Origin of the sequence: Streptomyces sp. NPDC060232 (genome assembly GCF_042726555.1) — a bacterium.
GTDB lineage: Bacteria > Actinomycetota > Actinomycetes > Streptomycetales > Streptomycetaceae > Streptomyces.
This window is the reverse complement of the sequence record NZ_JBHXAG010000013.1, coordinates 83401-102868: the sequence shown is the minus strand read 5'-3', so window position 1 is coordinate 102868 and position 19468 is coordinate 83401. Positions and strand designations below refer to the sequence as shown.

Below are 19468 nucleotides of genomic sequence, written 5' to 3'. Positions count from 1 at the left end.
GTGAGGACCGTTGTGATCGTCGATGCCGCGAACGTCGTCGGGTCCGTGCCGGACGGCTGGTGGCGCGACCGGCGCGGCGCCGCCGAACGGCTGCGTGACGGTCTGGCCGCCCGGTCAGTCGGCCGGGAGGACGACGAGGAGGTCATCCTCGTCGTCGAAGGCGCCGCCCGCGGCGTCGGGTCCGTGCCCGGCGTACGGGTCGAGGCGGCGCCCGGCAGCGGTGACGACCTGATCGTGGAGCTGGCCGCGGCCCGTGCGGAGGACGGCTGCCCGGTGGTCGTGGTCACGGCCGACCGCGAACTGCGCGAACGGGTCCGGGCGTACGGTGTGCGATGCGTGGGCCCGCGTACCGTACGCCCGGTGGACTGACCACGGTCAGCGGCAGTACTTCACCTCGGAGAGGTTCTTGACGTAGCGGGCGGAGACCCAGCGTTCCTTCTCGTAGGCCTTCGCGCGGTTGGGGGTCCGGCGGTCCTCGCTGTCCTCGCGGTCCTCCCAGTCCTCGCGGTCCTCCCAGTCCTCGCGGTCCTCCCAGTCCTCCCGGTCCTCACGACCGGAGCCGTTCCCCCCGTTGTCGCGGTCCTCGTGCAGGCGGTACCAGAGGCGGTTGCCGGCGACGTCCTCGCCGTACTTCTTGCACTCGATCTCGACCCTGCTGTTCGGCTGCACCTGGCCGACGGCGCGGGAATCGGTGGTCGGCTTGCTGCGGACCTTCAGCGGGCCCTTGGAGACGACCTTGCCGAAGGCGTACTTGTCGTACGGGTACGTGCCGGGCTGCGCAGACGCGGGTACCTCGCCGACGATGATCTCCCGCGGACCCTCGTCCGCGACGGCGGCGCCCACCCCGACCAGACCGAGAACCAGGCTTCCGGTGGCGAGAGCGAGGATGGTTCTGGTGGGCTTCAGCATGAGCCGACTCCTCTGTGAAGACGTCCGACCGGCCGCGGCGCGCGGCACGGGATGGCAACGGACGGTTGCCAGGGACGACTATGGCCAGGACGGGCCCCGCAGCCCCGATGACTCACCGGCCTTTAGCCCGATATGACCAATCTGTCCACCGGGGTGTGGCGGCCGTGCCGCGCCCCCGTACGGGCACGGCCGCGCAGCGGGGCCCCCGGGGGAGAGGGCCGCCGCCGGCCGTGCGGCCGGCAGATCGGCAAGGTACGGGCGCGACGCTCGCGGCCGCGCCCGTCCAAGGGCTGAGACCGGCCTACCGCGTTGGGTGGCGGCCTTCCACAACCAGGGTGATGGCCAAGGGGGTTGACGTGTACTTCGCAGGACATCCGACGACGGTCCGGGTCGGCGGCGTGCTTCCGGCAGCGGACGAGATCGTGTACGCCGTCGGCTCGGGCCGGGCACAGGTGGCCGCCGGACCCGCCCCGGAGGGCGTAAGGGGAGGACGCGGATGCCGGGTTCAGGTTCACGGGGCAGATCCCTCCGGCCCCGGCGCCAGCCGCCCGAATGCCCTGATCACCGGTCCTCCCGGATGCGGCTGCGGGCGGGGCGCGCCAGAGTGGGGCCCATGAGTATCGATGACTACGGCGGCGGAGCCGGCGCGCACGAGACCGGTGTCCTCGTCGTGACGACCAACGACGTCCCCGGCTACCGGGTCGAGCGGGTCATCGGCGAGGTCTTCGGCCTCACCGTGCGCTCCCGCCACCTGGGCAGTCAGATCGGCGCCGGACTGAAGTCGATGATCGGCGGCGAACTGAAGGGCCTCACCAAGACCCTGGTCCAGACCCGCAACCAGGCCATGGACCGGCTCATCGAACAGGCCAAGGCGCGCGGCGCGAACGCCGTGCTGATGATGCGCTTCGACGTCACCGACGCGGCCGACGTCGGGACCGAGGTGTGCGCCTACGGGACGGCCGTCGTCCTGGTCCCCGCCTCCACCTGACCGTCCTTGTACGGTGGTTCCCCTCCGAAGACGAAGGGGCGGGCCGATGGGTCTACGCAAGTCAGCGGCAGAGGTGTTCGACGCGCTGGGGGAGCACTACGAGGAGGTGTTCGGGCAGGTGCCCGGCCAGATCGAGGCCCTCGACTGGCTCACCGCCCGGCTGCCCGAGGGAGCCCGCGTACTGGACGTGGGCAGCGGCACCGGACGGCCCACCGCCGAGACACTGGTCCGGGCCGGCTGCGACGTGACCGGCATCGACGTCTCGGCGGCCATGGTCGCCCTGGCCCGCGCCAAGGTCCCGGGAGCCCGCTTCGAACAGGCCGACGTACGCACCTACACGCCGCCGCCGGGCGGCTTCGACGCGGTGTGCTCCTTCTTCCCGCTGCTGGTCATGGACCAGCCGGAGGTGGCGGCGGCCCTGGACCGGATGGCCTCCTGGACCGCGCCCGGCGGGTACTTCGTGATGGCCACGGTCCCGGGGGACATCCGGGGCCTGGACATCGAGTGGATGGGCCACGAGGTGACCGTCAGCAGCCTCTCCACGGAGGACCACCTGGCCCGGCTCGCCGACCGGGGCCTGGAGGTCCTGCACCACCACACCGCGACGTTCCGGCCCGCCGGCGACGGGGCGGTTCCCGAGGAGCACCTGTTCTGCTACGCCCGCCGCATGCCCTGACCGGTCGGCTTGCCGGTGCTGGCGCCGGTGCTGGCGCCGGTGCTGGCGCCGGTGCGGGAGCCGGAGCGGGCCGGGTGCCGGGCCGGGATGCCGGCCCGGCACCACCGTGCCGGGAACCGGGGCTGGGGCGCAAAGTTTTTCCGAAGTGGCGGCAACCTCCCGGCAGGTCGCGCGTCGTGCGGGGGTGAAGGGGCGTAGTCCCGCGCCCCGACCCGACCGTGGAGAACCACCGTGAAGAACCTGAAGCGTGTCCCCCTGGCCGTCCGCCGCACGGCCGTCGCCGCAGCCGCCGCGGGGACGGCCGTCGCCCTCGCCGGCCCGGCCTACGCGGCCGGAGCCAGCTCGGCCACGCCCTCCCCCTCGGTCAGCGTCCCGGCCGGCGCCTCGCCCAGCGCCTCGCCCAGCCAGGGCGGCCCCGCGCCCGCACCCTCGATCAGCATCCCGCCGAGCAACGGCAAGGAAACCGACACCGCGTCACCCAGTGCCGCCCCCAGCGTGCCGGGGACCGGTGCCCGGTCCAGCGCCTCCCCCTCGGACCCCGCCGCGGCGCCCGACGGTGCCGAGCTCGCGCATACTGGCTCCTCGGCGACGACCGTCGCGGTGGGGGCAGGGGCGACCGGTCTGATCCTCGCCGGCGCCGGAGCCCTCTACGCCGTGCGGCGCCGCGCGAACAGCTGAGGAACCCCGTGCTCCACCTCGCACCATCCGTCGGCCCCCTCACGCCCGGTTTCGGCCGGGCGTGGCGGGGCCTGTGGGCGTTGCTGCGCCGGGAGCGCTCCACCGCCCCGCGCGTCGCCCCGGCGTCGTACGGTCGGGCGTACAAGCCCCCGCTCACGCAGGACCACCCGGGTGACGGCGCCCCGGAACCGCCCACCGTCACCGCGCTCTACCACGCGCACCGGCTGGGCATGGTCCGGCTGGCGGTGCTGCTCGTCGACGACCTCGCCACCGCCGAGGACGTGGTCCAGGACGCCTTCACCGCCCTGTACCGGCGCCACGGTGAGCAGATCGCCGACGTCGACAACGCCCTCGGCTACCTGCGCACATCGGTCGTCAACACCGCGCGCTCGGTCCTGCGCCGCAGGCGCACCGTACGGGCCTGGACCCCGCCGCCGACCGTCGACGAGCCGTCCGCCGAGGACCACGTCGTCCTGGACGAGGCGCACCGCGAGGTGCTCGCCGCCCTCGCCCGGCTCACGCCCCGCCGCCGGCAGGTCCTCGTCCTGCGGTACTGGGCCGACCTCAGCGAGGCGGAGATCGCGACCACCCTGGGGATCAGCCGGGGAGCGGTGAAGTCCAACGCGAGCCGCGGCCTGGACGCGCTGGAACGGAATCTGGAGGGACGGATATGACGCCTGACGGCGAACGCCTCGGCGAACACCCGGGCGAGCGCCCCGTGGAGCGCAGGCTGCGCCAGGCGCTCGACGCGCGCGCGGCCGGCGTCGACGTGCGCCGGCTGCGCCCGGCGAGCCCGCCGGGCGCGCGGGCCGGCCGGCGGCCGGTGGGGAGGCTGCGGCGGTTCGCGCTGCCGCTCGCGGGTCTCGTGGCGGCCGCGGCCGCCGGGATCGGGTATCTGCTCCTCGCCCCGGACGCCGGGCCCGGGCCGCTGCTGCCCGCCACTCCGCCGGAGGTCCCGGCCCCGGGGCCGTCCACCGGCGCCCCGCCGTCACCCTCGCCGAGCCGGCCGAGCCCGACGCCGAGCGGGGACGCGCCGTCGGCCCCGTCCAGGGCCCCGACCCCCGGCCGGTCGGCGAGCCCGTCGTCGCAGGCCTCTCCGCAGCGCCCGGGACCGGTGACGCCGTCGTACGGCTCATCCGTCACACCCCGCGCGGCGATCACCTCGTCCCCGCCGCCGCCCGAGCGCTAGTGGCACTAGGGTCTGTATCGAGTTGCGCCGCGACGCCGCGGGGCAACTCGATACAGACCCTAGCTTGATCTTTAACGTGCGCCGTCGAACGGTGCGTCGTACTTGATCACTCGGTTCGGTAACCGCCGTACGCGGATACGGCCTTCGTCTGGATCATGTGCTCCGACCAAGGAACACACACGTTCAGCACGAAGGCCGTGAGGATGAGTCTGCAGCATCGCGATGCCCGGCATGAGCCGTTGGCCGAACTGTCATGCTTCCGGGGCGAGTTCTACTCCTGTCTCACGGCCCGTTCGGATGCTCTGTTCGAGCTGGCGGACGCGGTTCTGTGCGGGGACGGGCCGGTGAGATCGCTGGCCGAGCTGTCGCTGGTGGGCGAACACCGCCGCGGGCACGGAGGGCTCTACGCCGGGCTCGCCCAGGGCCGGGTCGACGCCGAGCGGATGCGGCGGGCCCTGGCCTCGGTGCCGCTGCCCCGGGCCGCCGACGGCCGGCTGGTCCTGGCCGTCGACGTCACCTGCTGGCTGAGGCCGGACGCCCACACCTCACCACAGCGGATCCTGTGTCACGCCTACGGCCGGGGCAAGGACCAGCACATCCCCGTTCCCGGGTGGCCCTACTCGATCATCTGCGCACTGGAACCCGGCCGCAGCTCGTGGACCGCCCCGCTGGACGCGCTGCGTCTGACACCTGGCGACGACACCGCAACCGTCACCGCCCGACAGTTGCGCGACCTGATCGAGCGGCTGATCAACGCAGGTCAGTGGCAGACCGGGGACCCGGACATCCTCGTCGTTGCGGACGCCGGATACGACGCACCCCGCCTCGCCTTTCTGCTGAAGGACCTGCCGGTGCAGGTGCTGGCCCGGATGCGCTCGGACCGCGTCCTGCGCAGGCCGGCCCCGCCGCGGCAGCCGCACACCAGGGGCCGGCCTCCCCGTCATGGTGGCGAGTTCGTCTTCGGGCAGCCTGACACCTGGGGCACCCCGGACACTCACACGGTCACCGATACGCGCCTCTACGGCACCGCCCTCGCCCGGTCCTGGGACCGGCTCCACCCCAAGCTGACCCACCGATCGTCCTGGGCCGCAGCCGACGCCACCCTCCCGATCATCGAGGGGACCGTGATCCGCCTGGACATCGACCACCTGCCCAGCGGAGCCACCCCGAAGCCGGTCTGGCTGTGGTGGTCCGGCACCGACGCAGACGCAGCGGACACGGACCGGCTCTGGCAGGCATACCTTCGACGCTTCGACATCGAGCACACCTTCCGCCTGTTCAAGCAGACCCTCGGCTGGACCTGCCCGAAGATCCGCACACCCGAGGCGGCGGACCGATGGACCTGGCTGATCCTCGCCGCCTACACCCAACTGCGACTGGCCCGGCCACTGGCAGCCGACCGGCACCGTCCATGGGAGAGGCCCGTTCCCGCGGACAGGCTCACGCCCGCACGTGTCCGCCGCGACTTTCGGCACATTCGCCCGAAGGCCGCCTGCCCAGCCGGAGCACCGAAACCCACCCGCCCCGGACCCGGACGACCACCAGGCCGAAGGAACACCCGGCCCACCCCACGACATGACGTCCACACAGCCCGCAAAACGGGCACCGCCACGTCCGGAAACAAGAAGTCGACCACCCCACGACCCCGCCGCACACGTTAAAGATCAAGCTAGACCTTGCGGAGGTTTTCCACCGCCGCCACCAGCGGCGCCAGCTCGGGATTGGCCGCGGCCTCGTCCAAGGCCTCGCGGAGGGCGGTGTCGTTGGTGGGGCGGGCCGCGGTCAGCAGCGCGAGGCCGGATTCGCTGACGTCGGTGTAGATGCCCCGGCGGTCGGTGTCGCAGATGTAGCGGTTCAGCAGGCCGCGGTCCTCCAGCCTGCTGACCAGCCGGGTCGTCGCGCTCTGGCTGAGTACCACCGAGTCGGCGACCTGGTGCATGCGCAGGTGTCCGCCCGGCCCGTCGTGCTGGCGGCTGAGCACGTCGAGCAGTGAGTACTCGCGGACGCTGAGGCCGTGGCCGGACTGCAGGGCCCGTTCGATGTGCGCCTCGATCCGGCCGTGCAGGAGCGAGAGGGCGCACCAGCCCTGGGAGAGGGCGGTCAGCGCACTGTCCGTGGCCGTCATGGGCTCTCCTCCATCGAAAGGCGTTCACACCGTCGAACCGTTGACGCGTCGCGGCGTGGACGCAGCCGCGCGGGCGTGTGACCCCAGGATATGCCAGCCTTGCAATAGCCCGCGCTTGCAATTAACCCGCGTCTGCAATTAATGTGGACGCACGTAAGCGTCGGCAGCATCGATGAGCGCAGGCCGCACCCGTATCCGCACCCCACCCCCCTGAAGGGCACCTCCCCATGCCTCTCGCACTTCTCGCCCTCGCCGTCGGGGCCTTCGGGATCGGCACCACCGAGTTCGTGATCATGGGTCTGCTCCCCGAGGTCGCCTCCGACTACGGCGTCTCGATCCCCACGGCAGGCTTCCTGGTCACCGGCTACGCCCTCGGCGTCGTCATGGGCGCCCCCCTCATGACCGTGCTCGGCACCCGCATCCCCCGAAAGCGCATGCTGATGCTGCTCATGGGCCTCTTCATCGCCGGCAACCTGCTCTCCGCCCTCGCCCCCGCCTTCGGCGTCATGCTCACCGGCCGTGTCGTCGCCTCGCTCGCACACGGCGCGTTCTTCGGTATCGGCGCGGTCGTCGCCGCCGAACTCGTCGCCCCCGAGAAGAAGGCCGGCGCGATCGCCATGATGTTCACCGGGCTGACCGTGGCCAACGTCGTCGGCGTCCCGCTCGGCACCCTCGTCGGACAGACCGTCGGCTGGCGCGTCACCTTCATGGTCGTCGCCGCGCTCGGCGTCGCCGGCCTGCTCGGCATCGCCCGCCTGGTGCCCGACCTGCCCCGGCCCGAGGGCGGAGTCCGCATCCGCCGCGAGCTCGCCGCCTTCCGCAACGTCCAGGTGCTGCTCGCGATGGCCATGACCGTGCTCGGCTTCGGCGGTGTCTTCGCGGCGATCACCTACATCACGCCGATGATGACCAATGTCGCCGGCTTCGCGGACTCCTCCGTCACCTGGCTCCTCGTCCTCTTCGGCCTCGGCATGGTCGCCGGCAACCTCATCGGCGGCCGCTACGCCGACCGCGCCCTCATGCCCATGCTCTACGTGTCCCTGGGCGCCCTCGCCGTCACCCTCGCCGTCTTCACCCTCACCGCCCACACCAAGGCAGGCGCCGCCGTCACCGTCGTACTGATCGGCGCCCTCGGTTTCGCGACCGTGCCCCCGCTCCAGAAGCGGGTCCTCGACCAGGCCGCCGGAGCGCCCACTCTGGCCTCCGCCGTCAACATCGGCGCCTTCAACCTCGGCAACGCCCTCGCCGCCTGGCTCGGCGGGCTCGTGATCGCCGCCGGGCTCGGCTGGACCGCGCCCAACTGGGTCGGCGCCGCACTCGCCGCCTCCGCCCTGGTGCTGGCCCTCGTGTCCGGGGCACTGGAGCGCCGTACGGCCGCACACGCGGCCCGCGCCGGCGGCCGGGTCGTCGCGGCCGCGGCGCTCGACGCCCTGGTCTGAGCCCGCCGGGTCGCGCGCCCGTGTCCCCCGTGCCACTTTGGTACGGGGGACACGGGTACATGATGCGGAAGACGAAGAGGCACGAGAGGGTCCACGCCATCGCGACGGCAGGTGTCGCCGCGCTGGTCGCGCTTGCCGTCCCGGGGTGCACGGCAGCCTCCGACGAGGGGCGCGCCCCCAGCCCCACCGCCCCCGGCGCCGCCGGTACGACGACCATCCCGGCCGCCGCCCCCACCCCGCCGTCCCCGTCCCCGACCTACGCCCTGTCCACCGCCCCGCGGACCATACCGGCCGTACGGGAACACGAGCCGGCCCGCGGTCCCGGCTGGAAGCCCGCTCCCGGCGCCCGCGTGGTCGTCGCGCAGGACGACACGGCCGCGCTCGCCGACGAGGCCCGGCTGCTCGCCGGCGAACTGGGCCTCGCGTACGGCGAGTCGGCGGCGCCGCGCGCCGGCGACGTGGAGCTCTCGATGGAGGGCTCGGGCAAGCCCGAGTCGTACACCCTCACCGTCAAGGACGGCCGCGTACGCGTCGACGGACCAGACGAAGCCGGGGTCTTCTACGGCACCCGCACCCTCAAGCAGGCCGTGCGCGCCGCCGGTGCGGCGCCCGAGGGCACGGTGCGGGACGGCCCGGCCAAACCCCAGCGCGGCCTCAACCTCGACATAGCGCGCAAGCACTTCACCCCCGACTGGATCAAGGGCCGGCTGCGTGAGATGGCCGACCTCAAGCTCAACCAGCTCGGCCTGCACTTCTCCGACGACCAGGCCTTCCGGATCCAGTCCGACAGCCACCCCGAGATCGTCTCCACCCCGCACCTCACCAAGGCACAGGTCCGCGACATCACCGCGCTCGCCTCCCGGCTGCACATCACGGTGGTCCCGGAGATCGACTCGCCCGGCCACCTCGGCGCGGTGCTGCGGGCCCATCCCGACCTGCAACTGCGCGACGTGGGCGGCAAGGCCGTCAAGGGAGCGGTGGACATATCCAACCCGGCCTCGGCCAAGCTCATCGACGACCTGCTGCGCGAGTACCGGCCGCTCTTCCCCGGCGGTGCCTGGCACCTCGGCGCCGACGAGTACCAGGCACTGGTCGTCCGGGACCCGCAGGCCTCCTTCCCCCAGCTCGCACGCGCGGCGCAGCAGCGCTACGGTCCCTCGGCCCGTGTGCAGGACCTCGCCACGGGATGGCTGAACGACCGCGCCGACGTGGTCCGCCCGTCGGGCAAGGCGCTCAAGGCGTGGAACGACGGCTTCTTCGCCGGCGGGGTGGCCAGTGCCGCCAAGGACATCCAGGTCGAGTACTGGACCGGCAAGGAGATCGGCGCCCGCCCGCCGCTGGAGTACCTGCGCGAGGGTCGCAAGCTGGTGAACCTCAACGACGAGTACCTGTACTACGTGCTCGGCGAGCCGAACCAGTTCACCTACCCCACCGGCCGGCGGATCTACGAACAGTGGACCCCGCTGGTCCTGCGCGGCACCGCCCCCGTCCCGGCCTCCTACGACGGCCAGATCCTCGGCGGGCGCCTCGCCGTCTGGGCGGACCTGTCCGGCGCGCAGACCCAGGACCAGGTGGCGGCGGGCATACAGCTGCCGCTGGCAGCGCTGTCGCAGAAGGTGTGGGACGCGCGGACGCCGCAGCTGCCCTGGTCCGACTTTCAAGCCCTCGCCGGCCGGCTCTGAGCGGGCCGGCCCGGGGCACGCGTCCGCCTGCCCCGGGGGCCGGCCCGTCCGCGCGAGCCCGCGTCCGCCCGCCTACGCGAGCCCGTGCGCCCGCCTCCGCCCGTCCGCTCACGCCTGCGCGTGCGGCCGGACCCGTCTGCGGCGGTGGTGGACCCGTTCGACGGTCGGCGGCAGAGCCGTCACCACCGTCAGGGCCCAGGCCGCCGCGCAGCCCCAGAGCAGTGCCTCGGACACGGTCACCGAAGCCGCCACGAACAACGCCGCCGTCACCGCGGCCCACACCCCGGCCCAAGCGGCGCGGCGCCGCCGGCGCCCCGACCGCAGCATCCGGTCGAGGGCGCGGTCACCCTTGAGTTCTGCCTCGATCGCGGAGAGTGCGCGCTGCTCCCGATCGGAGAGGCCGGCTCCGTCCATCACGACGCACCTCCGCGGGCTGCCGCCGCCGGGCGCGGACCGCAGCCTGTGAGCTGCGCATACCCGGCCTGACGCGCGTCAACCCCCGGAGGCCGAGGACGCCGCCGAGCGATGTCACCAGATGGAGTCGACCCACTCCGGGTGGTCGATGAACGGGTTGCGGTTGTGCTGGTACACGTCGAATATGACCTGGTTGCGGCGCTGCTCGAAGGCGTCCGGCGGATCCATCCGGTTCCACTGCTTCAGCAGGCTGATCCGGCCGAAGAGCGGGGCGGAGCCGTTGTTGACCTGGTCGTTCATCTCCAGGTTCGCGAAGCCGTCCCCGCCGTCGTAGCGGACGGCCATGTAGAGCAGCATGCGGGCCACGTCGCCCTTGACCGCGTCGCGGGGCTCGAAGGAGTCGGCGTCGGTCAGGCTGCCCGGTGCCTCGCCGACGGGGCTGCCGCCCTGGTCGAAGTCCTTGTTGCCGCGGGTGCTGTTGACGGTGACGTCCTCGGGCCGCAGGTGGTGCAGGTCGGTGCCCGGGCCGGTGGCCGTGCCGAAGCCGCCGTGGCTCTTGGCCCAGACGTGCTCGCGGTTCCAGTCGTTGGCGCCGCCGCCGTTCGTCGACTTGGACTGCGAGCGGCCGGAGTAGAGGAGGATGACGTTGTTCGGGTTCGCCGGGTCCTGGTCGGTCGCCTTCAGGGCGTTCCACACCCCGTCGTAGGTGACCTTGGACTGTGTCTTGACGATGTCGTGCAGGGCAGCCTTGAGGGCGGCACCGGTCTTGCCCTCGGCGGGCGCGTAGTACGAGTCGTAGGAGGTGTACGAAGCGGCCGCGGCGGGGGCGGCTGCGGGGGTCCGGGGCGCTGCCGTGCCCTGCTGGCCTGCGGACGCGGCCGCCGGTACGGCGACCAGGGCGACGGCGGCGAGGCCGGCCGCCCACGGGGTCAGGCGCGAGATTCTCATCGGGTGGGGGGTACCTCTCCGTACGCACCGTCCCCGCCCGGGGAATTGGCGGGGGATCAGGTGGCAGAGCGAGGATTGCATTGTCATGTGCCCATCAGGCAAAAAACATGTGTCGGGGACGTGGAAACCGGAGTGTGCGCCCCGATCGCCGCGGGCAGGGTAGCGATGGCCCCGACGGGGCCGCCCGACCGTGAACGCCCTTGTCCACAGCCTCGTCTGGAGCAGCCCATGGCAGTGAAGATCCTCATCGTGACCGGTGACGCGGCCGAGTCGCTGGAGGTGCTGTATCCGTACCAGCGTCTGCGCGAGGAGGGGTACGAGGTCCACATCGCGGCCCCGCAGGTGAAGAAACTGCGCTTCGTGGTCCACGACTTCGAGGACGGTTTCGACACCTACACCGAGAAGCCCGGTTACACCTGGCCGGCCGACCTGTCTTTCACGGACGTGGTGACGGAGGACTACGCGGCCCTGGTCGTCCCAGGCGGCCGGGCGCCCGAGTACCTGCGCAACGACCCCGAGGTGCGGCGGATCCTGGCGGCCTTCGCGGAAGCCGACAAGCCGATCGCGCAGATCTGCCACGGCCCGCTCATCACCGCCGCCGCCGGGGGCCTGACCGGCCGCCGGGTGACCGCGTACCCGGCGCTGGAGCTGGACATGAAGGCCGCGGGGGCGGATTTCGAGGACTCCGAGACGGTGGTCGACGGCACCCTGGTATCGGCGAGGGCGTGGCCCGACCACTCGCGCTGGATGCGGGAGTTCCTGACCGTGCTGCGCGGCAAGGCCCCGGTGGTCTGACCGGCGCGGCCGTCCCGGCCCCGCGCGGAGCGTCGAACGTACGGGTGGCGGTGACCCTGGTGCAGGGCCACCGCCACGCGTGCGACGGGCGTCAGCTGCCCGTGGTGATCGCCGGAGCCGGCTCGTACTTGTAGTTCGAGCCGAAGTTCTTCTTCACGGCGGCTTCCCAGGAGCCGTCCTGGACCATCTTCTTCAGCGCGTCGTTGATCTTGCGCTGGAGTTCCTTCTCGCCCTTCTTGACCCCGATGCCGTAGTTCTCGTTGCTGAGGCTCTGGCCCGTCAGCTTGAACTTGCCCTCGTTGCCCTTGCGGGCGGCGTACCCGGCCAGGATGGAGTTGTCCGTGGTCAACGCGTCGACGCGGCCCTCCTGAAGGGCGACGATGCAGTCCGAGTAGCCGCCGAGCTCCAGCAGGGCCGCCTTGGGGGCGAGGTTCTTCTTGAGGTTCTCGGCGGAGGTGGAACCCGTCACCGAGCACATCGTCTTCGAATTGAGGTCCTCGGCCTTGGTGATGGAGTTGTCGTCGGCGCGGGTCAGCAGGTCCTGGTGGGCCACGAAATACGGCCCCGCGAAGTCGACCTTCTCCTTGCGCTTCTCGTTGATCGAGTAGCTCGCGACGACGAATTCGACCTCGTTGTACTGCAGCAGCAGTTCGCGGTCGTTGCTGAGGACCTGCTTGAACTCGATCTGGTCCGGCTTGTAACCGAGCTCCTTGGCCACGTAGGTGGCGACATCCACGTCGAAACCGGTGAAGGTTCCGCCGGTCTCCCGCATACCGATGCCCGGCTGGTCGAACTTGATGCCGATGGGCAGGGTCCCCTTGTCCTCTTCTCCACCACCGCACCCGGAGGCGGTCAGGGCGAGGGCGATCACTGCGGCGACCGCGCCGGCCTGGGGAACCTTCATGCTTGCACTCTTTCCTGGGGGAACGCGGGACGCGTCACCGGGATCGCCGGGCGTGTGGAACCGCGGGGACGTACGACACGTCGAGACACGTGTACGAGGAAGCTAGGAAGAGGGCGGCCTTAGCGTCACTACATTTGAGCGAAACTTGAGGATAACGATCCGGCTCGACCGTAATCTCTTCGGTGAAACCGGGTCTCACCAGCAGAAAGGGGTGGGTGTGGGAACAGGTTCGGTACGGGTGGACGGAAATGCGCTGCTTTTGGGAGAAGGGGTGCAGATCCGCTTCATACGGACCCTGCGCCTGCCCGAATCCGGAACGCACGCGCTGCCGCCGGGGCTGGGGGAATTCCCCCTGCGCCGGGTCGAGGACCATCCCGACACGGTGCCGCCGGAGTGGCTGGCGAAGGGCGGCGTGATGCTGCCCGTGTACCTGCGCGAGGCGATGTGGCTGAGCTTCGGCGGGACCCGGACCCCCGCGGCGCTCCAGGTCGGCGTCGGCAAGGTGTGCGCCGTCTCCGGCGAGCGCTGGAGCGGCAGGCTGGCGCGCACCCCGCAGAACTACGTGGTGCTGCCCCGCCAGCCCTGGCTGGACGGCATCAACTCCGGGGACGGGACGGTGCGCCAGTTCGTCGCCGTGCCGCTGGGGCTCGGCGCGACGGTCGAGGGGCAGGTCACCGGGGAGGAGACCACCGGCGGCGTGCAACTCCAGGCGTTCGAGCTGGGCGGCGAGGCGCTGGCGCAGTGGCGCCGGGCCGAGCGGGCGCGACCGACACCGCCCCCGCCGCCGCCCGGGAGCCAGGGGCTCTGCGGAGCTGCGCCCGCGCAGGCCCCCATGGGCGCGGGCGGCTTCGGCGGCCCGGTCCCCGCACCGATGATGGCCCCGCCCGCGCCGGCCGGCGCCCCGGCGCCGCGGTCGGCGGCTCGCGGCGGCAGGCCGGGTCCGCCCGCCGCCCCCGTGATGGGACTCGGCGTCGGCGGCAGCATGCGCCAGGAGGTCTACCGGGACGAGCGCCCGCTCTCCGACTGGGCCGAGGAGCCGGCCGCTCGGGTCTTCGTACACCTGGTGCCCCCGCCCGCGTGGCGTGCGATCACCGGGGAGGAGGCGCCGCCCTCGCCGGTCGACCGGGCCGCCTACACCAAGGCGGGACTGCCCTGGTTCGACTACTACGACGAATCGGCCGCCGACCTGGCGCCGACCGACACCCTGGGCGGGGTCAAGCCGGTGGGGGAGTGGCTCGGCGACGACCACGACCCGTGGGTGGAGCCCGCCCCCGGCCAGGTCAAGCCGCTCGGCAACGCCCCCAGGCCGGGCAAACCCGTGCAGGACGGCGACTGGTAGCCGCGGGGGCGGCGGCGCGACCGGAGCGGCCCCGACTGGCCGGGAACGTACGGCCGTTGGGGCCGCGACGGGGCGCCCGTGGGATCATGGGCGGGCAGTACCCGCAAACGAAGGGGGAGTTCGGTGACCGGTGTACGCAAGGGACTGGTGAAGGTGGAGGTCGCGCTGCGGTGGGACCCCAGCCCGGCTGGCACTCCCGCGAACGACCTCGACCTGGTCGCGGCGGTGTACGCGGCCGCGGATCCGCACGGGAACCCCGTCCAGCTCGTGCACTTCGGCAGCCGGTCGCCGGACGGGACCATCAACCTCAACCGGGACAGCCACACCGGTCAGGGATTCGGCTTCGACGAGGTCATGACGCTCGAACTGCACAGGATGGCACCGGAGCTGGGCCGTGTGGTGGTCGGCGTGGCGATCCAGGACACCGGCGCCGCAGCGGGCGGGGGCGAAGGCCGCGCGAAGACCTTCGCCGACGTCGCCGGCACGGGCTTCCGGATCAGGGAAGGGCACACCGACCTCGCCCAGGGCGATTTCGCGGGCATGCCCGCCGCCACCGCCGCCACCGTCGCCCAGTTCACCCGGGACACCTCGGGTGCCTGGTCGTTCGACCTGCGGCTGGTGGGCTTCGACACCGACCCGGAGGAGTTCACCCGGGCCATGGGCGGGATCCGCTGAATGCGGCGGAGACCGCCGCGGAGCCGCTCAGAGCGGGCGGCGGCCACTCGCGTGAGTGGCCGCCGCCCGGTCCGGGTGGCGCGCTGCCGCCGTCCCCACGAGGCAGCGCGGGCGGGTCGCCGTCCGGTCACCGGGACGGCGGCCCACCGGTTCAGGGGGCCTGGCCGGCCACCGGCCCGGTGGGGCGGCCGGGCGCGAGGCCCAGGGCCGGGAGCATGACCGCCTCCACGAACCGGACCAGGTAGTCGGCGTCCGCGTACCGCCCCTCCAGCACCGGCCGGATGCGCAGCACGCCCATCAGCTGGGCCGGCAGGAACTCCACGGCGGGATGGTCAGCGGCGATCTCGCCGCGCTCCACGGCACGCCCCACCATCGCGTCGAAGGCGGCCAGTTCGGGTTCGACCAGCGCCTCGCGCAGGGCGGCCTGGAGAGCCTCGTCACTGAGCACGGCGTGCCCGAGGGCCTGCGTCAGCCGGGTGTCCCGCCCGGAGGTGCCGGCCGCGATCCGGGCCGCCTCGCGCAGGTCGCCCGCCAGGGTCCCGGTGTCCACCGCGGCGAGGGTGCCCCGGCGGGCGGAGCGCAGGGCGGCGGCGACCAGCTGGGGCTTGGTCTTCCACTGCCGGTAGAGCGTGGACTTGCCGCAGCTGGCCCGGGCGGCGACGCCCTCCATCGTCAGCGCCTCGTAGCCGTGCTCGCGCAACTGCTCCAGCACGGCGTCGTAGAACTCCTGCTCCCGCTCCGGGGTGATCTTGGAGCGGCGCGCGGGGATCGGCGTCGACGTCATGGGTTGCGGCTCTCCTCGGGGGCGCCTCGACTAAGGGTTCCGCTACGAAGCGTACCGGAACGCGATCGTATCGGTACACCCGCGTATCGATACGCCAATGTATCGATACACTGGCGTGTCGCTGTGCGCGCAACAGGAGGAGAGACCGGGGGATGACCGCCCACACCACGACTGCCGGGCCGCCGGCAGCCGGACCGAGAGCCGCTCGCCGACGCCTCATACGCGAGCTGCTGCTCGTCGCGGGATTCTTCACCTTCTACAAGGCGGGCCGGCTGCTCTCGACCGACCGCACCGGCGAGGCCTTCCGCAACGCGGACCGGATCTGGGACGCCGAGCGCGCCCTGCGCCTGCCCGGCGAGGGCGCGCTACAGCGGCTGCTGCTGCACGGGGACGCCCTCGTCACCACCGCGAACACGTACTACGCGGCCGTCCACTTCCCCGCCACCGCGCTCTTCCTGATCTGGCTCTACGTCCGACGCCCCGCGCACTACCTGTGGACCCGCCGGGTGCTCGCCGTGCTCACCGCAGCCGCGCTCGTCCTGCACCTCGCCTACCCCCTCGCGCCCCCGCGGATGCTCCCCGCCGCCCGCCTCGTCGACACCGGTCAGGTCTACGGCCCCACCGTCTACCGGGCCGCTCCGGACGCCGACACGCTGGCCAACCAGTTCGCCGCGATGCCCTCACTGCACTTCGGGTGGGCGCTGATGGTCGCGATCGGCATGATCGCCGCGACCCGTGGCGGGAAGCGGCCGCAGTGGAGCCGGCTGTGGCTGCTGCACCCGCTGGCGACCCTCCTCGTGATAGTCGGCACCGCCAACCACTACTGGCTCGACGCGATCGTCGCCGCCGTCCTCCTCGGGATCGCCCTGCTCCTGGTCCCGCGGCCGCGCGCGGGCGAACCGGACACCGAACCGGCGGACACCGGCACCGGCGCAGGCGCAGGCTCGGACGCGTCGAAGGCCGCCGACCCCGTCGTGCCGCAGACCGACAGCGGGGCGGAAGGCGCCGTACACGGACTGCCGCACCAGAAGAGCACCGCCGAAACCGTGGGAGCGGGCACGTGAACGACACCGCCCTCGCCGTCGGGCTGTGCCTCGCCTCGGCCGTGGCCTACGCGGCCGGCGCCGTCGCCCAGGAGCGGCTCGCCCGCGCCGGCGTGGCGCGCAGCGCCCGGGCGCTGCTGGGCTCCGGCGTCTGGTGGTGGTCGGCCGGACTGAACGCGGCCGCCGCCCTGCTGCACGCCGCGGCCCTGCGGTACGGGCCCCTCACGCTGGTACAGCCGCTCGGCGCGCTCACCCTGGTGGCCGCCGTCCCGATGGGCGCGCGCCGGGCCGGCCGCCGCGTGGCGGCCACCGAATGGCGTGGCACCCTCGCCACCGTCGCCGGGCTCGGCCTGCTGCTGCTCCCGGCCTCCGGGCCGGCTCCCGACGACACCCTCACGCTGGTCGAGGCCCTGGGCGTCTGCGGAGCCACCATCGCCGTGATCCTGCTCCTGACCGCGGCGAAGGACCCGGGCTCGGGGCTGCGCCACGCCACCGCCTCCGGACTGGCCTCCGCGGTGGCCTCCGCCCTGACCCAGACCGTGGCCGTCGCCGGCGGCCGCGGCGGATCCCTCTTCAGCGTCCGGGTCGTCTCCGTGGCCCTGCTCGTCGTCGTGTTCGCGGTCGGCGGGATGCTCCTGTCGCAGCGGGCCTACCGGGGCGGCGGGCTCGGTGCCCCGCTCGCCGTGGTGAACCTGGCCAACCCCCTCGCCGCGGCCGCCATCGGCGCGGTCCTGCTCGGCGAACGCCTCCAGGGCGGGCCGGCGGGGCTGCTGCTGGCGGCGGCCGGAGCGCTCGCGGCCGCGCGCGGAGTGGTCCTGCTGACCCGGGCGCCGGCCGGCACCCCGGCGACCCGGGCGCCGGTCGGCGCGGCCGAACTGGCCGTGCCCGGGGGCCGGGTGCCCGTCTGATCGGGGACGCCGGGAGGCCGCGACGCCGGGACGTCGGGAGGCCGGGAGGCCGGGAGGCCTGGGGTCATGGCCGGGCCCGTCGGGTTCCGGCCGTTGTCCGTCCGGGCCGCCCGCTCCCGGCAGCCGCCGGAACCGGGCCCACTACCCTGGCCGCACCACGCGCAGTACGAGAACGAGCAGCGAGGAACCGGCACCGGGGTGGAACCGCGGCCGGGTCGGCGACGCACACCCCGGCCCGGTCGGGGACGCCGGTCCCGGATCGGGCGGGCGGTGGGAACCGGCCAGTGCCGGGGCACCGCCCCTGGCAGCCGTCCGGCGCGCCGCGTTTCACTGCCGGTCCATGAGACGACACAGGATCACGGGCCTGCTCGGTGCGATCACACTGGCCGCCGGCACCCTGGCCGCCGCGGGACCCGCGCACGGCCTGCCCCGGGCCGACCCGCCGCCCGCCGAGTTCGGCACCGACTGGCACGACCCCCTCACCGCCGCGCCGCCCGTCGCGCGACCCGCGACCCGGTCGTGCCAGGTGACCCTCGCGGAGGCGCAGTTCCGCGACTTCACCCCCTACCGCGGCGGCTACGCGCCCCCCACCGCCTGTGGAGCGGCCGACTGGGCCGCGGTGGTGCTCCGCCTCGACGGCAAGGTCAAGGGCCGCCAGTACGACCGGCTGGGCCACCTCTCCCTGGGCGGTGTGGAGATCCTGCGCACGTCCACACCCCAGCCCTCGCCCGACGGCATCACCTGGTCCGTCGAGAAGGACGTCACCCGGTACCGCGACACCCTGGCCCGCCCGCAGACCGTCGAGATGCTCATCGGCAACGTCGTCGACGACACCTACACCGGAGTCATCGACGTCAAGGTCACCCTGACCTTCTACGCCGCCGAAGGACACACCCGGGCGCCCGACACCCCCGACCGCGTCCTGCCCCTGACCACCCCGGTGGTCACCACCCCCCGCAACACCGAACGGCTCGTCGCCGAGGTGTACGCCACCGGCTCGGGCGGCGGCTGCGAGGAGTACTGGTACATGACCGTCCCCGACGCGGCACCGTACTCCTGCAAGGCCGCCGAGGGCCCCCACCGCGAGGTCCGCGTATCCGTCGACGGCCAACTCGCCGGCATCGCCGCGCCCTTCCCCACCGTCTGGACCGGCGGCTGGTCCAACCCGTTCCTCTGGTACGTCACCCCCGGCCCGCGCGCCTTCGACGTCCAGCCGATCCGCTACGACCTCACCCCCTACGCCGCCCTCCTCAACGACGGCCGCCCGCACCGCATCGAGGTGGGCGTCGCCGGGCTGCCCGCCGGACAGAGCGGCTGGAGCACCCCCGCCAACCTGCTGCTGTGGCAGGACGAGGCCCGCCAGGTCGTCACCGGCGCCCTGACCAGGCACGAGGAGAGCGCCCCGGCAGGCCACTCCCGATGGACGCCCGCGAGCCCGGGCGGACAGCACCGGGTCGACACCGAGGGCGCACACCGCCTGACCGTGGCCGGATACCTGAACACCTCCCGCGGCCGGGTGGCCACCACCGTCACCCGCTCCGTGCACCACACCTCCGCGCACCGCTGGACCGAGGGCGAGAGCCTCGACGCGCTCGCCGCGACCTGGACCGACGAGGAGAGCGTGGTGCACGGGCCGACGACCACCCGGACCGACCGCACCTACACGATGGACGGCGAGACCACCCTCGGCGCCGGCGACCGCCTGCGCACGGTCCTCTCCCTCGGCGACCGCGCGGACACCGTCACCCTGCGCGGCGGCCGGACCGTCGACGCCGCCCGGCTCGACGACCGGTACACGGGCGACGCCACCTACACCGCGAACGTCCCGCGCGACCAGCGCCACGCGGTGGCCACCACCTCCGCCCGCTACCGGCTGTACGGGTCGCAGTCGCCCGGCGGGTGCTACGACCGCACGGTGGGCACCACCCAGGGAACGGTCACGGTGGACCGGCGGCGCTGCTGACGGCGGCGG

General features: G+C 73.1%; 21 protein-coding genes. 15 read left to right on the top strand and 6 right to left on the bottom strand.

Annotated features, from left to right (window positions below):
* Positions 1 to 369, top strand: a complete 369-nt coding sequence (locus ACFWFZ_RS20265; protein ID WP_387124154.1) for an NTP pyrophosphohydrolase — start codon at positions 1 to 3, stop codon at positions 367 to 369.
* 6 nt (positions 370 to 375) lie between these two features.
* On the opposite strand, the gene ACFWFZ_RS20260 is transcribed toward ACFWFZ_RS20265, so the two are convergent.
* Positions 376 to 909: an SH3 domain-containing protein gene (locus ACFWFZ_RS20260; RefSeq protein ID WP_387124152.1), complete on the bottom strand. Its 534-nt coding sequence runs from the start codon at positions 907 to 909 to the stop codon at positions 376 to 378.
* Positions 910 to 1522: 613 nt separating this feature from the next.
* Between ACFWFZ_RS20260 and ACFWFZ_RS20255 the strand changes: the two genes are divergently transcribed.
* From ACFWFZ_RS20255 to ACFWFZ_RS20230, 6 genes are all read left to right on the top strand, one after another.
* Positions 1523 to 1897, top strand: coding sequence for a YbjQ family protein (locus ACFWFZ_RS20255; protein WP_387124151.1), 375 nt, complete (start codon positions 1523 to 1525; stop codon positions 1895 to 1897).
* 46 nt (positions 1898 to 1943) lie between these two features.
* On the top strand, positions 1944 to 2573 hold the full coding sequence (locus ACFWFZ_RS20250) for a class I SAM-dependent methyltransferase (RefSeq protein WP_387124149.1): 630 nt from the start codon (positions 1944 to 1946) through the stop codon (positions 2571 to 2573).
* A 231-nt stretch (positions 2574 to 2804) separates the two neighbouring features.
* Positions 2805 to 3251 (top strand): LPXTG cell wall anchor domain-containing protein, encoded by a 447-nt coding sequence (locus tag ACFWFZ_RS20245; protein ID WP_387124147.1) that lies wholly within the window; start codon positions 2805 to 2807, stop codon positions 3249 to 3251.
* An 8-nt stretch (positions 3252 to 3259) separates the two neighbouring features.
* Positions 3260 to 3925 carry an RNA polymerase sigma factor gene (locus ACFWFZ_RS20240; RefSeq protein ID WP_387124145.1) on the top strand — a complete coding sequence of 222 codons (666 nt, stop codon included), beginning with the start codon at positions 3260 to 3262 and terminating at the stop codon, positions 3923 to 3925.
* Positions 3922 to 4440: a hypothetical protein gene (locus ACFWFZ_RS20235; RefSeq protein ID WP_387124143.1), complete on the top strand. Its 519-nt coding sequence runs from the start codon at positions 3922 to 3924 to the stop codon at positions 4438 to 4440. The genes ACFWFZ_RS20240 and ACFWFZ_RS20235 overlap by 4 nt, the downstream gene beginning before the upstream one ends.
* 203 nt (positions 4441 to 4643) lie before the next feature.
* Positions 4644 to 6101: an NF041680 family putative transposase gene (locus ACFWFZ_RS20230; protein ID WP_387124141.1), complete on the top strand. Its 1458-nt coding sequence runs from the start codon at positions 4644 to 4646 to the stop codon at positions 6099 to 6101.
* 8 nt (positions 6102 to 6109) lie between these two features.
* Here ACFWFZ_RS20230 and ACFWFZ_RS20225 read toward each other — a convergent pair whose 3' ends face one another.
* Entirely contained in the window at positions 6110 to 6565 is a 456-nt protein-coding gene (locus ACFWFZ_RS20225) for a MarR family winged helix-turn-helix transcriptional regulator (protein WP_387124139.1), read from the bottom strand.
* 227 nt (positions 6566 to 6792) lie between these two features.
* Here ACFWFZ_RS20225 and ACFWFZ_RS20220 point away from each other — a divergent pair, with 227 nt between their 5' ends.
* Positions 6793 to 8004: an MFS transporter gene (locus ACFWFZ_RS20220; protein ID WP_387124137.1), complete on the top strand. Its 1212-nt coding sequence runs from the start codon at positions 6793 to 6795 to the stop codon at positions 8002 to 8004.
* Between the two features lie 59 nt (positions 8005 to 8063).
* Positions 8064 to 9686 carry a glycoside hydrolase family 20 protein gene (locus ACFWFZ_RS20215; protein ID WP_387124135.1) on the top strand — a complete coding sequence of 541 codons (1623 nt, stop codon included), beginning with the start codon at positions 8064 to 8066 and terminating at the stop codon, positions 9684 to 9686.
* Positions 9687 to 9794: 108 nt separating this feature from the next.
* Here ACFWFZ_RS20215 and ACFWFZ_RS20210 read toward each other — a convergent pair whose 3' ends face one another.
* Both ACFWFZ_RS20210 and ACFWFZ_RS20205 read right to left on the bottom strand, forming a co-directional pair.
* The gene (locus ACFWFZ_RS20210; RefSeq protein WP_387124134.1) at positions 9795 to 10100 is read right to left on the bottom strand and encodes a DUF3040 domain-containing protein; all 306 of its coding nucleotides are present in this window, start codon (positions 10098 to 10100) and stop codon (positions 9795 to 9797) included.
* A 114-nt stretch (positions 10101 to 10214) separates the two neighbouring features.
* Positions 10215 to 11048, bottom strand: a complete 834-nt coding sequence (locus ACFWFZ_RS20205) for an endonuclease I family protein (protein ID WP_387124132.1) — start codon at positions 11046 to 11048, stop codon at positions 10215 to 10217.
* A gap of 228 nt (positions 11049 to 11276) precedes the next feature.
* On the opposite strand from ACFWFZ_RS20205, the gene ACFWFZ_RS20200 reads away from it, so the two are divergent.
* Positions 11277 to 11843, top strand: a complete 567-nt coding sequence (locus tag ACFWFZ_RS20200) for a DJ-1/PfpI family protein (RefSeq protein WP_387124130.1) — start codon at positions 11277 to 11279, stop codon at positions 11841 to 11843.
* A 91-nt stretch (positions 11844 to 11934) separates the two neighbouring features.
* Here ACFWFZ_RS20200 and ACFWFZ_RS20195 read toward each other — a convergent pair whose 3' ends face one another.
* Positions 11935 to 12747 carry a glutamate ABC transporter substrate-binding protein gene (locus ACFWFZ_RS20195; RefSeq protein WP_387124128.1) on the bottom strand — a complete coding sequence of 271 codons (813 nt, stop codon included), beginning with the start codon at positions 12745 to 12747 and terminating at the stop codon, positions 11935 to 11937.
* Between the two features lie 217 nt (positions 12748 to 12964).
* Here ACFWFZ_RS20195 and ACFWFZ_RS20190 point away from each other — a divergent pair, with 217 nt between their 5' ends.
* Both ACFWFZ_RS20190 and ACFWFZ_RS20185 read left to right on the top strand, forming a co-directional pair.
* The gene (locus tag ACFWFZ_RS20190) at positions 12965 to 14086 is read left to right on the top strand and encodes a hypothetical protein (RefSeq protein WP_387124127.1); all 1122 of its coding nucleotides are present in this window, start codon (positions 12965 to 12967) and stop codon (positions 14084 to 14086) included.
* 123 nt (positions 14087 to 14209) lie between these two features.
* Complete coding sequence (locus ACFWFZ_RS20185; RefSeq protein WP_387124125.1) at positions 14210 to 14761, top strand: TerD family protein; 552 nt, start codon at positions 14210 to 14212, stop codon at positions 14759 to 14761.
* A 151-nt stretch (positions 14762 to 14912) separates the two neighbouring features.
* Here the strand turns inward: ACFWFZ_RS20185 and ACFWFZ_RS20180 are convergent, their stop codons facing one another.
* Positions 14913 to 15545, bottom strand: coding sequence for a TetR/AcrR family transcriptional regulator (locus ACFWFZ_RS20180; RefSeq protein ID WP_387124123.1), 633 nt, complete (start codon positions 15543 to 15545; stop codon positions 14913 to 14915).
* A 152-nt stretch (positions 15546 to 15697) separates the two neighbouring features.
* Here ACFWFZ_RS20180 and ACFWFZ_RS20175 point away from each other — a divergent pair, with 152 nt between their 5' ends.
* The 3 genes from ACFWFZ_RS20175 to ACFWFZ_RS20165 all read left to right on the top strand — a co-directional run bounded on the left by ACFWFZ_RS20175 (position 15698) and on the right by ACFWFZ_RS20165 (position 19459).
* Positions 15698 to 16609: a phosphatase PAP2 family protein gene (locus ACFWFZ_RS20175; RefSeq protein WP_387124121.1), complete on the top strand. Its 912-nt coding sequence runs from the start codon at positions 15698 to 15700 to the stop codon at positions 16607 to 16609.
* Entirely contained in the window at positions 16606 to 17496 is an 891-nt protein-coding gene (locus ACFWFZ_RS20170; RefSeq protein ID WP_387124119.1) for a DMT family transporter, read from the top strand. Before ACFWFZ_RS20175 ends, ACFWFZ_RS20170 begins: the two co-directional genes overlap by 4 nt.
* A gap of 340 nt (positions 17497 to 17836) precedes the next feature.
* On the top strand, positions 17837 to 19459 hold the full coding sequence (locus ACFWFZ_RS20165) for a peptide-N4-asparagine amidase (RefSeq protein ID WP_387124117.1): 1623 nt from the start codon (positions 17837 to 17839) through the stop codon (positions 19457 to 19459).
* The last annotated feature ends 9 nt before the right edge of the window (positions 19460 to 19468 follow it).